Origin of the sequence: Mucilaginibacter sp., assembly GCF_041088075.1 — a bacterium.
Lineage (GTDB): Bacteria > Bacteroidota > Bacteroidia > Sphingobacteriales > Sphingobacteriaceae > Mucilaginibacter_A.
Genome location: NZ_JBGCVY010000012.1, coordinates 31,336 through 45,721, shown reverse-complemented (window position 1 = coordinate 45,721; position 14,386 = coordinate 31,336). Strand labels below are relative to the sequence as shown.

At 43.5% G+C, this 14,386-nt stretch carries 9 protein-coding genes; 3 read left to right on the top strand and 6 right to left on the bottom strand.

Annotation, left to right across the window (positions count from 1 at the left end):
* The first annotated feature begins 94 nt into the window (after positions 1-94).
* The 3 genes from ftsZ (at position 95) to V5804_RS01610 (ending at position 3,749) form a co-directional block, all read left to right on the top strand.
* Complete coding sequence (ftsZ, locus tag V5804_RS01620; RefSeq protein ID WP_369589632.1) at positions 95-1,720, top strand: cell division protein FtsZ; 1,626 nt, start codon at positions 95-97, stop codon at positions 1,718-1,720.
* Positions 1,721-2,093: 373 nt separating this feature from the next.
* Positions 2,094-3,341 (top strand): aminotransferase class I/II-fold pyridoxal phosphate-dependent enzyme, encoded by a 1,248-nt coding sequence (locus V5804_RS01615; RefSeq protein WP_369589631.1) that lies wholly within the window; start codon positions 2,094-2,096, stop codon positions 3,339-3,341.
* A gap of 219 nt (positions 3,342-3,560) precedes the next feature.
* Positions 3,561-3,749, top strand: a complete 189-nt coding sequence (locus V5804_RS01610; protein ID WP_369589630.1) for a histone H1 — start codon at positions 3,561-3,563, stop codon at positions 3,747-3,749.
* A gap of 46 nt (positions 3,750-3,795) precedes the next feature.
* Here V5804_RS01610 and dapA read toward each other — a convergent pair whose 3' ends face one another.
* The 6 genes from dapA to V5804_RS01580 form a co-directional block, all read right to left on the bottom strand.
* Positions 3,796-4,677, bottom strand: coding sequence for a 4-hydroxy-tetrahydrodipicolinate synthase (gene dapA, locus V5804_RS01605; RefSeq protein WP_369589629.1), 882 nt, complete (start codon positions 4,675-4,677; stop codon positions 3,796-3,798).
* A gap of 217 nt (positions 4,678-4,894) precedes the next feature.
* Positions 4,895-6,910: an NAD-dependent DNA ligase LigA gene (gene ligA / locus V5804_RS01600; protein ID WP_369589628.1), complete on the bottom strand. Its 2,016-nt coding sequence runs from the start codon at positions 6,908-6,910 to the stop codon at positions 4,895-4,897.
* A gap of 168 nt (positions 6,911-7,078) precedes the next feature.
* Positions 7,079-11,326, bottom strand: coding sequence for a two-component regulator propeller domain-containing protein (locus V5804_RS01595; RefSeq protein ID WP_369589627.1), 4,248 nt, complete (start codon positions 11,324-11,326; stop codon positions 7,079-7,081).
* A 553-nt stretch (positions 11,327-11,879) separates the two neighbouring features.
* A complete protein-coding gene (locus tag V5804_RS01590) occupies positions 11,880-12,272 on the bottom strand; it encodes a DUF1634 domain-containing protein (protein ID WP_369589626.1) in 393 nt (130 codons plus the stop codon).
* Positions 12,269-13,102: a sulfite exporter TauE/SafE family protein gene (locus V5804_RS01585; protein WP_369589625.1), complete on the bottom strand. Its 834-nt coding sequence runs from the start codon at positions 13,100-13,102 to the stop codon at positions 12,269-12,271. Before V5804_RS01585 ends, V5804_RS01590 begins: the two co-directional genes overlap by 4 nt.
* Positions 13,103-13,147: 45 nt before the next feature.
* On the bottom strand, positions 13,148-14,245 hold the full coding sequence (locus V5804_RS01580; RefSeq protein ID WP_369589624.1) for an oxygenase MpaB family protein: 1,098 nt from the start codon (positions 14,243-14,245) through the stop codon (positions 13,148-13,150).
* Positions 14,246-14,386 lie beyond the last annotated feature (141 nt).

Here is a 14,386-nt window from a genome sequence, read left to right as displayed (position 1 = left end):
AATCAAATTTAATTTCATTGGGGTAAAAAACGTAATATTACGTTTATTAAAAAAAGAGTCGTCAATACAGCTATATAGTTTAAGATCAGGTATTATGCAATTTGAAATGTTAAAAGAAAAGTCGTCCATCATCAAAGTAATTGGTGTTGGCGGCGGCGGCGGCAACGCAGTTAACCATATGTACAAGCAGGGTATTACCGGTGTTGATTTTATCATCTGCAATACCGATGCCCAGGCTTTGGAGTTAAGCCCGATCCCGAACAAGGTACAGTTGGGCGCCAGTTTAACCGAAGGAATGGGCGCAGGCTCGATACCGGAAGTTGGAAAAAACTCAGCAATAGAAAATATTGACGATATTAAACAAATGCTGGGCTCCAACACCAAAATGCTGTTCATTACCGCCGGAATGGGCGGCGGAACAGGAACCGGTGCCAGCCCGATCATTGCACAGGCAGCCCGCGAACTGGATATTTTAACCGTTGGCATCATCACCACGCCGTTTTCTTTTGAAGGCAAACGCCGGAAAATGCAGGCCGAAGAAGGCATGGAAGAACTGCGCAAATATGTAGATTCTTTCCTGGTGATCTCTAACGACCGTTTGCGTCAGATTTTTGGGAACCTGACTTTAGGCGCTGCTTTTGCACAGGCCGATGATATTTTAACCACTGCCGCAAAAGGTATTGCAGAAATCATCACTTTGCCGGGCTACATCAACGTTGACTTTAAAGATGTACGCACGGTGATGAAAGACAGCGGCGTTTCTATCATGGGAAGTTATTCTGCCGCTGGCGAAAACCGGGCTTACGAAGCGGTGCGTGGTGCTTTGGCTTCTCCGTTGTTAAAAGACAACGAGATTGAAGGCGCGCGTTACATTTTGCTTAATATCAGTTCGGGCGATAAAGAAGTAACGATGGACGAAGTGAGCATCATTACGGATTATATCCAGGAAGAAGCGGGTTTGATGGCCGACTTAATTTGGGGCAATTGCAAAGATGAAAACCTGGGCGAAAAAATTTCGGTAACGATTATCGCAACCGGATTTCAAACCAAAGATGAACGCGAAAAGGTTCAAAGCTCTAAAAAAGTTGTTTCTCATCTAATCACAGACAACCAGCCTTTGGTTAAACCTGTAAACGAGTTTACGGTTACCAACAATAGGGATGCAAACTTTCAGGAACCGTTTTTGAAGGTGAAAGCCGACGAAAACCAGGGTTTGGTAAACAATGGTTTCCAAAGAAGAGAGGATGGTTACCGCGATGAACAGACCGGAACAATCCGTTATAAGCTGAACGATGACGACAACAAGCAGGAAAACGAACGCGATCCTTCCGGGTTTACCATAAAAACGGTGGAGCCTTTAAGTTTTGACAAACCAGCGGAAACACCTGTAGCACAGCCAGCCAAACCAGAACCAGCCAAACCGGAAATGCAACCTGTTGCCGCAGGTGCAGACGATCAGAAAACTGACGAATCTATCGAAGAGCAATTAAGAAATTCGAGAGAGCGGATTAAACGTTTAAAAGATTTGAGCATGAAATTAAGGAGCGGCAGCATCCAGGAACTGGAAAACGTACCTGCTTACAAACGCAAAGAAGTTGCGTTGCAGCAAAACACGCATTCTTCCGAATCGCAGGTTTCCAGGTTTTCTTTGCTGGCCGATGAAGATGGCAAAACAGAAATCCGCCCCAACAATTCTTTTCTGCATGATAATGTAGATTAACTTTTGGGTCTGTTTTTCTTTGTGCAAGAAAAAGTTGCCATGCTTCTTTTATCCCCTAAAAATTGGTCTTCGAATTAATTCTACTGTGATACTGAACTTGTTTCAGGATATCTCAGGACAAAATAACAAGAGAACCTTGTGGGATACCGAAACAATTTCGGCATGACAAAAGCATAACATAATGATTTTTAGGTGGTAAAAGAAGCATTAACACCTTGAGCAAATTTTAAACAGCCTCGTAAATAAATACTTCAAAAAGGCTCTTGCTTAAACAAGGGCCTTTTTTGTTGGTTTTAGGTAAGAGTTTGGTGCTTCTTTTGCTGATAAAAAATTATCAGTTAATTTTGGCTATATTTATTAAAAGTAAACTACATTGGATTTATTCGACAAAATACAAAAAAACATGGGCCCGTTAGGCCAGCACCAAAGCTGGTCGCACGGCTATTTTTCATTTCCGAAATTAGAAGGCGAAATAGATGCCCACATGAATTTTAGGGGAAAAGAACATTTAGTTTGGAGTTTGAACAATTATTTAGGCCTGGCCAACCATCCGGAGGTACGAAAAGCAGATGCCGATGCTGCGGCTGCTTACGGAATGGCTTACCCGATGGGCGCGCGCATGATGTCAGGAAACTCAAACCAACATGAAGCTTTAGAAAAAGACCTGGCCGCTTTTGTAGGCAAAGAAGACGCTTTTTTGCTCAATTATGGTTACCAAGGCATGGTTTCTATTATTGACAGTTTGGTGGACAGGAACGATGTGATTGTTTATGATGCAGAATCTCATGCCTGTATCATTGATGGTGTACGGTTGCATATGGGCAAACGCTACGTTTATCAGCATAACGATATGGCGAGTTTGGAAAAACAATTGGAACGCGCTTCCAAGTTGGCAGAACAAACCGGTGGCGGTGTTTTGGTAATTACCGAAGGCGTTTTCGGCATGTCGGGCGCACAAGGGAAAATAAAAGAAATCGTAGCTTTAAAAGACCAATACAAATTCCGTTTGCTGATTGATGACGCCCATGGTTTTGGTACGATGGGAAAAACCGGTGCAGGTACACATGAAGCACAAAATTGTATTGATGGCGTTGATGTTTACTTCGGCACTTTTGCCAAATCAATGGCTGGTATTGGCGCATTTGTGGCTTCAACCAAAACCATTGTCAATTTTATGCGCTACAACATGCGCTCCCAAACTTTTGCCAAAGCATTGCCTATGCCGATGGTAATTGGTTTAAGAAAACGTTTGGAACTATTGATCAACCGCCCCGAACTACGCGAAAAATTATGGACAATTGCCTTGGCTTTGCAGGAAGGTTTACGTGCGCGCGGTTTTGATTTGGGCGTTACCAATACCATGGTTACACCAGTATTTTTAAAGGGTGAATTGGACGAAGCAACAAGTTTGACAATGGATTTGCGCGAGAATTATGCCATATTCTGTTCCATCGTATTGTACCCGGTTATCCCGAGAGGTTTAATTGTACTGCGGATCATCCCAACGGCCACACATAGCTTAGAAGATGTGCAACGTACTTTGGATGCTTACAGCGAAGTGGCTGAAAAGTTAAAAGCCGGCTATTACAAAGTAAATAAGTTTGCTTTGGCAGAGGGCTAAAAAAAATATTGACTTAATTTAAAAGCACCGGGTTTAAAAAATTTGGTGCTTTTTTTATCAGGGAAAGTTTGATGAAAAATTGATCTGGTTTTTAGTGCTTTTTTAATGGATATTGATTAGGCAAAACACAACTTAAAAAAACTTACCATTGCTATTCCGTTAAAAACCATATATATTAGCTACCACAATTAAATTTAAAGCCAAACCGAAATTAACCCAATGAAAAAATTTGAAGAACTTAAAAAACTGATTGAAAGTCTGGAAGCCGATGCCGACAAGTTTTATAACAAAGGCAATAGTGCTGCCGGTACACGCATCAGAAAAGGGATGCAGGATATAAAAAACATGGCCCAAGCTATCCGTTTGGAAATTCAGGACACCAAAAATTCGGAATCTGAAAAAAAGTAATACTTCTTTTAGCACCTAAAAATCCGGTTATTGCTGACCGGATTTTTTATGCGTTCAACTTTTGCAGTTCCTCCTTGATCAAATTGGAAATTTGAGGGTTTACCGGAACCAAAGGCAAACGCAAGGTATTTTCGCAAATGCCTACAAATTGCAAGGCTTCTTTTACGCCTGCCGGGTTGCCATCTACGAACATTAAACGTGTAAATTCAATCAGCTTAAAGTGTAAATTCCGGGCCGCTTCCCATTTCTCCTCCAAACAAAGCCGGACCATATCAGAAAACAGTTGCGGGATGGCATTGCCGATAACCGAAATCACACCAACAGCGCCCAAAGCAATCATGGGCAAAGTAACCGGGTCATCACCAGAGATCAGCATAAAGTCTGCAGGTTTATCGCGCATGATCTGGTTAAACTGCTCGAAATTTCCCGATGCTTCTTTTATCGCTATAATTTTGTCAACCTCATGCGCCAGCCTTACCGTTGTTGCTGCGGAGATATTGCTTCCTGTCCGGCCCGGAACATTGTATAAAATCAATGGCAAATCGGAAGCGGCGGCAACCGCTTTGTAATGCTGATAAATGCCTTCCTGAGTAGGTTTGTTGTAGTACGGGCTAACCGAAAGGATGGCATCAAAACCTTGTTTGTCAAAGTTTTTAATATTTTCGATGATGGCTCGCGTATCGTTGCCGCCAATGCCAGCAACCAAAGGAACGCGGCCTGCAACCGTTTGCGCCGTAAATTGCCAGATATCCTTTTTTTCTAAAGCACTTAAGGTAGCGCTTTCGCCGGTTGTGCCCAGCGAAACCAAATAATCAATACCGTTGGCAATCAGGTTTTCGATGAGTTTTTCCAATGCAGGAAAATCAACAGAACCATCCGTTTGAAAAGGAGTGATGATGGCAACTCCGGTACCATAAAATTTGTTCATTTTAGATTTGAAAGCTACGAAGTTAATATTTTGAGGTTTTACGGCAGCAGTCGTTAAGGAATTATTATCAAAAAAATAAAAGCTCGAATTGTCAATTATTCATTGCCACGGCCTTTAGGCCGTGGATAAAAAGGAAACAAATTGGCTTTAGCCAAAACTATAACACATCAAAATTTTATGGCATAAAAGAAGCATTGAAAAACAGGCCGGATAAAAATCAAGCATTAATCAGTTCCAGCAGTTCCTGTTCCGAGATCATCAAAATATTCAGTTTCTGTGCTTTTTCTAATTTGGAAGGCCCCATGTTTTCGCCCGCAACCAAATAATCGAGTTTGGGAGAAATGCTGCCGAGGATTTTTCCGCCGTTTTGTTCGATCATCTGCTTCAGTTCTTCGCGCGAAAACTGTTCAAAAACACCGGAAATGATAAAGCTTTTGCCCGAAAGCTTTTCGCTTTGCAATTCGTTCACTTCTTCTTTTAGGGTGAATTGAAGTCCTGCTTTTTTTAGCTTTTCAATCTGTTCCAAATGCTGCGGAACGGTAAAATATTCAATCAAACTTTCGGCAATGCGGTCGCCAATTTCATCCACCAAAATTAGGTCGGTAAAAGAAGCATGTTGCAAAGCATCAATGGATTTGAAATGCCGGGCCAGTTTTCGCGCCACGGTTTCGCCCACAAAACGGATTCCTAATCCGAACAACACTTTTTCAAAAGGCATTTCTTTCGATTTTTCAATGCCGCTGATCATGTTGGTGATGGATTTCTCGCCGAATCGTTCCAGTTTGCGCAGTTCATCGCTGTACTGCTTCAGTTCGTACAAATCGCTGATGTGGTGCAGCAAGCCTTTTTTGTAAAAGTTCTCGATCGTTTCATCGCCCAAACCATCAATATTCATGGCTTTCCGGCTGATAAAATGCTGGATTTTCCCCACAATTTGAGGCGGACAACCTTCATCGTTCGGACAATAGAAAGCAGCTTCCCCTTCTTTTCGTTCCAGCAAAGTTCCGCAGCGCGGGCAATGGGTTGCATATTCAACCGGTTTGGCCCCCGGTTTTCGTTCTGCTTCGTTTACGCCTGTTATTTTGGGGATGATTTCGCCGCCTTTTTCTACGTAAACTGTATCGCCTTCGTGCAAATCCAAGCGTAAAATTTCATTGGCGTTGTGCAATGTGGCGCGTTTTACCGTTGTTCCGGCCAGCAAAACCGGTTTTAAATGTGCAACTGGCGTTACGGCTCCCGTTCGGCCAACCTGGTAGCCCACGCTTTCTAAAATGGTTTGTGCCGAAGCCGCTTTGTATTTGTAGGAAATGGCCCAGCGCGGTGATTTTGCCGTGAAGCCTAATTCTTCCTGCTGCGCAAAACTGTTTACTTTTAAAACAATGCCGTCAATATCATAGCTCAATTTAAAACGCGCGGTTTCCCAGGTTTTGATAAAGGCCAAAACTTCCTGGATGTTGCTGCAAAGCGCGGTATGTTCGCAAACCGGGAAACCCCAGCTTTTTACCGTTTGCAAACTTTCCCAATGGGTTTTAAACTGGTTTTTATGGGCATAAAAGAAGTATAGGAAACAATCCAGCGGACGTTTGGCAACCTCGGCAGAATCCTGTAGTTTTACCGTTCCGGAAGCAAAGTTGCGCGGGTTGGCATACGTTACTTCGCCATTGTCCAAACGTTCCTGGTTCAATCGTTCAAAAGCTTTTTTGTGCATGAAAACTTCACCGCGGATTTCAAATTGATCAGGATAATTTCCTGGTTTTAAATGATGCGGAATGGCATGGATGGTTTTGATATTATTGGTTACTTCATCGCCTTGCGTGCCATCGCCGCGCGTAACGGCGCGGATGAGTTTGCCGTTTTCATAAGCCAAACTGATGGACAAACCGTCGAACTTTAATTCAACTACATATTCAAAATTGCTGCCTATGGCTTTTTGGATGCGCTGGTCGAAATCCAGTAAATCCTGCTCGTTGTAGGTGTTGCCCAAAGAAAGCATCGGCCACTGGTGCTTGACAGTTTGAAACTCTTTCGTGATTTCCCCGCCCACTTTTTGTGTGGGCGAATTGGGGTCGAGCAGCTCCGGAAATTGCTTTTCCAGCGAAGCCAGTTCGGCCAGTTTCCGGTCAAAATCCTGATCCGAAATGCTGGGCTGCGCCAGCACGTAATAGTTGTAATTGTGTTGTTTCAGTTCGGCAGATAAAGCTTCAACCTGCGCTTTGGCTTCTGTAAAAGTCATGGCACGAAGATAGGAAATAGGGAGGAGGTACGAGGTGCGGGCAATCGGTAATTGACCGGTTTTAGGTTTTGCCCGGCCTGTTTCTTCATGCTTCTTTTACCACCTAAAAATTGGTGGCTACAGATAAAATGAAATAACACACTGATTTTATGGTGGTAAAAGAAGCATCTATACAATTTGGGTTTCTGTAAAAACCTTTGACCCTATTTGCTGCAATATGGCTATCAGTTTTTCGATTTTGATGGGTTTGGAAATATAATCGTCCATCCCGGCCTTAAAGCATTCTTCACGGTCTTCGGCCATTGCGTTTGCCGTAAGCGCCACAATGGCTGGTTGCCGGGCATGGTGTTTTCTGATGTACCGCGTTGCTTCCAGGCCGTCCATTTCCGGCATTTGCATATCCATCAAAATCACATCATGGTATTGCTGATTGAGCAAATTTAGCACTTCTTTGCCTGTTTCTGCCAGGGTGGCCGTGTACCCAAGCCGCTCCAGTACTTTCAAAATCAGTTTCTGGTTGATCTGGTTGTCCTCGGCCACCATAATTTTTAACGGATAAGTTGTGGCGAAATTTTTGTTAAGGAGGCTGTCCGGCTTGCGGTCTGCTTCGGCCTGCTTCGGCTGGTGCTGCAATGCCGACAAGATCACGCGGCTTAAATGTTGCTGCTTCACCGGTTTCGTTAAAACGGAAGTAAACAGGTCGGGATATTTGTTCCGTGTCTCATCGCCCACAGAACTAAGCAGGATAACCGGCAACGTTTTGTGTTTTTTCTTGATCAACTGGGTCAGTTCTACGCCGTCCATTTCCGGCATTTGCATATCAGAAATCACCAAGTCAAAATCAGGGCAACTGCTTAATGTTTCCAGCGCATTTTTGCCCGAATGCGCCATTACCGGTTTCAGCTTCCAGTTTTCCAACTGCAATTGCAAAATGCGCCGGTTGGTGGCGTTGTCATCTACCACCAGCACCTTGCAGCCTTCCACTTCGGCCATATTGATCAGGGTGAAAGATTTTTTATTTTCCTGGCTTACCTTGCATTTTATGTTGAAACTAAAAGTTGTGCCAGCTCCCAAAACACTGCTTACCGTAATGTCGCCGCCCATCAGGTTGATCAACCGTTCGCAAATCACCAGGCCAAGCCCGGTACCGCCATAATTTCGGGTAGTAGAAGAATCAACCTGGGAAAAAGCCTTGAACAGCTTGTCCAATTTTCCTTCGGGGATGCCGATACCGGTATCTTTTACTTCAAAATTAAGTTGCAGTCCGTCTCCGGATGTTTCTGCGGCCATCGTCAATCCTAAAAACACTTCGCCTTTTGGTGTAAATTTTAAAGCGTTTCCCAAAAGGTTGATCAGTACCTGGCGCAAACGCATGCTGTCGCCAATTAATTGGGTTGGCAGCTTGTGGTCAATCTGGTACATCAAATCTATCCCTGCCTGTGCCGCCCTTCCTGCCAGCAGGTCCAGTACTTCTTCAACACAGGTACGAATATCAAACGAATGCGGGTCGAGCTCCATCTTGCCCGATTCGATTTTGGAAAAGTCGAGGATATCGTTGATCACGTTTAGCAAAGCTTCGCCGCTGTGCAATATCGTTTGCGCAAATTCATACTGTTCCGGGTCGAGCTTCGTTTCGTTCAGCAAAGAGGCCATCCCCAATACACCGTTCATCGGCGTACGGATTTCGTGGCTCATGGTGGCCAGGAAAATACTTTTGGCCTGGTTGGCCTTTTCTGCTTCCCGTGTCTGGCTTACTAATTCTTTGTTGAGCAGGGCCATTTCTTCAGATTTTGCCAATAAATCCTTGTTCAGCACTTTCAGGTCTCCGGCCTGTTTGTCCACTTCTGTAGTGCGTTCGATCACCTGTTTCTCCAACAAAGCTTTTTGCCCCTGGATAAAACGGATGCGGCTTTTGTACCAGGTGTAAACACTGAAAACAACAACACCTAAAGCAATGACCCTAAACCACCAGGTGGCCCAAAAAGGCGGAAGGATGATAATTTGCAAACCGGAAGTGGCAGGCGACCAGATACCGGCGCTGTTTTTATATTTGATTTTAAAAACATAGTTGCCCGGGGCCAAATTGGTGTACGATGCCATCGTTCGCCTGCCTACATAGTTCCAGTCTTTTTCAAAACCTTCTAATTTGTAAGCATATTCTTTTTTGTCTGCGGAAGCATAGTCAAGGGCTGCATATTCCAGCGAGATAAAAGACTGGCTGTAGGAGAGGGTAATGGATTTGGTGTAAGAAATATTTTGTTTTAAAGGCGATGGGTCGGCATTGTTTTTTGCAATGGCCAAAGGTTTATTAAACAACTGAAAATTTGTGATGACCACCGGGGAAAAGCCTTTTTCCTTGGCTATTTTTGCCGGGTCAAAAGCATTAAAACCATTGACACCGCCAAAATACATCATGCCGGTGCGACTTTTTAAAGCAGAATGGGCTTTAAATTCCGAGCCTTGCAGGCCGTCTTCAGTGGTATAGTTTTCGAATTTGTTGCTTTCAGGGCTGTACATCGAAATGCCCGCGTTTGTACTGATCCACATCCTGCCTTTATTGTCTTCGCGAGCCGCATAAATCAGGTCGCTTGGCAAGCCTTCGGTTTTACTAAAGACCCTGAATTTACGGGTTTGCGGGTCAAATAAATTTAAGCCCGAAAACGTGCTGATCCAGATATTCCCTTTACGGTCTTCAAACAAATCTGTAATGGCGTTACTGCTGATGCTGTTTGTTTTCTCCTGGTGCTGGAAATGGGTAAACGTATTTGTTTTACGGTCCAGTAAATCCAAACCAGCATCATAAGTGGCCACCCAGAGGTTATTATGCCGGTCTTCCAACAAAGCATAAATCCGGTCGCTGCTGATACTTTTCGGGTTGTTGGCATCAAAGCGGTACCGTACAAAAGTTTTTGTTTTGCTGTCGTAAACACTCAGGCCGTCGTTAAAAGTGCTGATCCAGGTTTTTTTGTCCCGTGTATGGATAATCGAATAGATGTTATTGCCGCTTAAGCTATTCGGATTGGCAGGGTCGTGTTTATAATTAGTGATCCGGTTGGTAGCCTCGTTCAGCACGCTTACACCGCTTGCCCACATCCCGATCCACAAATTTCGGCTACTGTCTTCGGCAATGTCAATCACATAATTACCTGCAATGCCTTTACCGTTTTGTTGCTGTTTTAAGGCAGTAAAAGTGCCTTTTTGAGGGTCAAATTTATTAATGCCGCCGCCATCTGTGCCAACCCAAATGTTTCCTTTTGCATCTTCTGCCAGGTCAAGCACAAAATTATTGGACAAACTATTTGCCAAAGTATTGTGCCTGTAATGCACAAAATTATTCGTGCTTTTTTTAAAAAAGTTGATACCTGCACTAAATGCGCCAAGCCACATATTCCCCAGCTTGTCTCTGCAAATGGCGTTAATAGAATTTCCGCTTAAACTGTTGTTGTCAATATCATCATGGGCATAATTGTCAAAATGGCTGGCGCCTTTTCGCAATATGCTGATGCCTCCGTTTTCTGCGGATACCCATAAATTGCCGTTGCTGTCCTGGTTGATACTGAACACATGGTTGCCCACTAAACTTGCAGGGTCGTTTTTATCATGCAAAAACTTGCGGAAGGCCTTGCTTTTTTCATCAAGTAAGTTAAGCCCTTTTTCTTGTGTGCCGATCCAGAGCTTGTGTCCGTCATCTTCAAAAATACTGGTTATGCCATTGCCAGACAACGTGGCCGGGTTGCTGTCGTTATGAAGAAATTTGGTAAAGCTTTGTGTTTTTTTATCAAACAGGTTTAGGCCGTTGGTGTAGGTGCCTACCCATAACTGGTGTTTAGAATCTTCCAAAAGTGCGGTAATGCTATTATCGCCCACACTTTTTAAATCGCTGGCAACGTGCAGGTAATGCTTAAAATAATCCTTTTTGGTATCGTAATAATTTAAGCCCCCGTTTTGCGTGGCAATCCACAGGTTATCTTCATGGTCGAACATAATTTTGTTTACCTCATTGCTCGAAATGCTGTTGGCGTTACGTTCGTTGTGCAAAAACCGGGTAAACCGTTCTTTTCTAACATCAAATTTATTGATGCCGCCAACTTGTGTCGCGATCCAGATGTTGCCGCTTTTATCCTCGGTAATGTCCTGGATAAAATTATTGCTAATGGTATTGTTATTTTTTGGGTCGTACCTGTAAACCGTGAAATTATAGCCGTCGTAGCGGTTCAGGCCGTCCCTCGTGCCAAACCACATAAACCCGCGGCTGTCCTGAAAAATGCAAGTGATGTTGATTTGCGAAATACCTTCGGCAATGCCAATATGCTCAAACTTGATTGTTTTGTGCTGGCTAAAGGCAGTTGTTTTGAAAGTAAGGAAAAAAACAACACAACAAATGATTGTTTTTTTAAAAGGAACGGCTAAGGGCATGGCTATTATTTAAACCATTAGAATTAGTTTATATAAATAGCCTTGTTATACGCACACAATTTTTATTCGTTCCCTTTTTGTTATTAAATCGTTTATAATAAATCAATTGCAAACAAAAGGCACTTAAATATTTGTATTGCAATTGCGAAATTGTCCAACTTATATTGAAGCTGATGAAACGGTTTTTCCGCCCTCTTTTTTTGGGTTGATGCTTCTTTTACCGCCCAAAAAATGTTGGCCGTTGGTTGTTAGGTTTATTAAATACAGCCACCAATTTTTACCCGGTAAAAGAAGCATGCCATAATTTCTAAGATTATCGAAAGGTTTAGTGCAAATTTAAACGTGGCCTAAAAGCTTAAACAAATTACAGCAGCAAATAAAAAAGTTTAGCTTGATCACGATGCTTCTTTTAGGCATATAAATTTGGTGTTTAAGCTTCGCCCCAAAATCTTTCTGTTAAAATTGGTTTGTAAAAAATTAGGAAGGCCCAATGATTTTTAGGTGATAAAAGAAGCATCGGAAAAAAATGGACAGAAGTTAGTTGCACCAACTTTCAACCGCCAACACCGCTCAGCATACTGAACGCAATGATGCCCAAAACGATCAGCGTAATTATGACATACTGATAGTCTTTTTCCAGCAAAAAACTAAAAACAGAAAGCAGCACGCGGGCAATGGGCGTGGCAATCAGCAATAAAATACCCGTTTGGATAATTGCCCGGCCTTTTATGGCCGCAACGCCTTGTAGAATGCCCGGGATGTTTTTTAAAAAAGCAGGTTCGCCGATAAACTGATGGTAAGAAGCTTTCTCCAGGCCGTGCCGGTAAAGGTAAACCAGCCCTCCGATAAAAACCACCGACATGGAAACGATAACGCCCCAGCGCAGTAAAGAACCGATCATCAACTGAACATCTGCATCCTTAAATATCTTTTTTTCGCTGCTCATATTTTTCCGCTTAAACCTTTGTAGATCATTTGGATGCCGATAACCGAAATGACAATGGCAAAAATAATTTTCAGCGATTTGGTGTTTGCCTTCACCAGGATTTTTGAACCCGTAACTGCGCCCAAAACCACGCCCAACACTACCGGCATGGAAAGGCCGGGATCAATATAACCGCGCTGCAAATAAACCACGGCACTTGCGGCTGCGGTTACGCCGATCATGAAATTACTGGTGGTGGTAGAAACTTTAAAAGGGATGCGCATAATGTTGTCCATCGCAACCACTTTTAAAGAGCCCGAACCAATGCCCAGCAAGCCCGAAATCATCCCGGCAAAGCTCATCAAACCAAATCCTCCAAAAATATTGCGCACGCCGTATTGGATTTGCTTGCCTTCATCGGGGAACGAACTGCCCAACTTCAACCAGGTTGCAGGTTTGCTGGAAACCGGATCGGCCAGTGTGTTTTTCTTGACAAAAGACATGATGGCCGAGAAAAGCAAGATCAGGCCAAAAAGAATAGCAATAAAGGTTGCGGGGATATAGCTGGCCAAATACGCGCCTAAAACCGCACCGGTGGTTGTTGCAATTTCCAAAAACATGCCCAGCCGCATGTTCGTGATCCCTTCTTTTACATACGCTGCCGCCGAGCCGGAAGAAGTGGCAATCACCGAAACTAAGGAAGCACCGATGGCATAATGGATATCAATGCCAAGCACCAAAGTAAGCAGCGGGATGATGACGACGCCTCCGCCCAAACCGGTTAACGAACCGATTAAACCGGCAAAATAAGCACCAATTAAAATATATAGGGTTAAAAGAAGTATCGTCATTTGTTGATGTGCTTTTGCAATAATACTTCTTTTAGCACTGTTTTTTCAGGAAGTTAAGCTAAGCGGCAAATTAAAGCGTGGCGATTTTTTGGTTGCAGGTGCAGAACGCATTTTTTTGAAAGCGGAATGTTGTTTTTGATAAGCCAAACGCGGGTTCCCTTTTCCGAAAAGTTGGAAATTGTTGATCAACTTTAAAAAATAAATAGTGGAATTTGGTGCCTGCTGCGGCGGAAGCGCCAACAGATCGGCCACATCATCGCCTATCAGATAACGCATCAGTTGCATGGTTTCTTTTTGCGGGAAAGTTGCATCAACAGTAGAAAAATATTTGATTAAAGAGCGGGTAAGCGATTGGCCGTGTTCCGAAGTTTTAAAGTTTCGGATGCGGATGGATTCTTCCAGCAGCAGCGCTTCTTTTCCGGTTTCGGGCAGCAAACGTTCGTCCACGCCCAGCAAAAAACCGATCACGTTCCACAAGTGCATAAAAGCTTGTTGTTGGGGATATTCAACCGTCAACCCAAATTTGCGCAGGCCACGAACCACGATAAGCGAGAACGAAAGGTTGGTTCCGGCCATGTCTTCCTGGTTCACCGGCAAGCCCCAATCCTGGTTCCATTTGCCGCTTTTTTGTGTGTAAAAACGAATGGCCGCGTGCAGCAAACGCACTTTTAAAATGCTGACAAAACCTTTTCCTTCGGGTTCAAAAGCGTTTGGTGCCATCACGTCCCAAATAAAATCGGCGGTTTCGCCCAAACGGTGTTCGGGTTTATTTCGGATGCGTTCGGACAAATCCAAAACTTTTGCGCCATCCGCCGCAGCGTAACAATAAGGAAGCGAAAGCAAGCCCAGCAAATTCATGATGGCCGTAGCGTGAACTGCAAAAAAAGCGGTGCCTTGCTGCATCAACTTTTGGTCGGCCCAATCCGGTAATTTTTTTGCGTTGAGGAATGCTTCTTTTACCGCATAAAAATCATCAAGCCTGTTAAGCTGATGGTTGTAGGTGAGGGAATCCAAAAACGAGCGGAAATTTGCTTTTTGGGTTTCATCTGCAAAAACTTCTGAAATTAGGTTATCCGCAGGAAAATCCCCACAATGGCGCATCGAAGAAAGGAATTCATTACTAAACATAGCGGCTGACTTCATTTTAGAGGTTTATTATAGAATGAAAACCAGTAGGAATAGTTTGATTTAGAGAAAAAGAGAAGTTAAACGAACTACTTAAAAACTGTTTAAGCTGATTTCCAAGATACTATACAATTTCATTGCCGTTGGCTTTAGCCAACG

Excerpts from the sequence above, each read along its gene's own strand:
- ftsZ (WP_369589632.1), top strand. The coding sequence starts at position 95 with ATGCAATTTGAAATGTTAAAAGAAAAGTCGTCCATCATCAAAGTAATT.
- V5804_RS01610 (WP_369589630.1), top strand. The coding sequence starts at position 3,561 with ATGAAAAAATTTGAAGAACTTAAAAAACTGATTGAAAGTCTGGAAGCC.
- dapA (WP_369589629.1), bottom strand. The coding sequence starts at position 4,677 with ATGAACAAATTTTATGGTACCGGAGTTGCCATCATCACTCCTTTTCAA.
- ligA (WP_369589628.1), bottom strand. The coding sequence starts at position 6,910 with ATGACTTTTACAGAAGCCAAAGCGCAGGTTGAAGCTTTATCTGCCGAA.
- V5804_RS01595 (WP_369589627.1), bottom strand. The coding sequence starts at position 11,326 with ATGCCCTTAGCCGTTCCTTTTAAAAAAACAATCATTTGTTGTGTTGTT.
- V5804_RS01590 (WP_369589626.1), bottom strand. The coding sequence starts at position 12,272 with ATGAGCAGCGAAAAAAAGATATTTAAGGATGCAGATGTTCAGTTGATG.
- V5804_RS01585 (WP_369589625.1), bottom strand. The coding sequence starts at position 13,102 with ATGACGATACTTCTTTTAACCCTATATATTTTAATTGGTGCTTATTTT.
- V5804_RS01580 (WP_369589624.1), bottom strand. The coding sequence starts at position 14,245 with ATGAAGTCAGCCGCTATGTTTAGTAATGAATTCCTTTCTTCGATGCGC.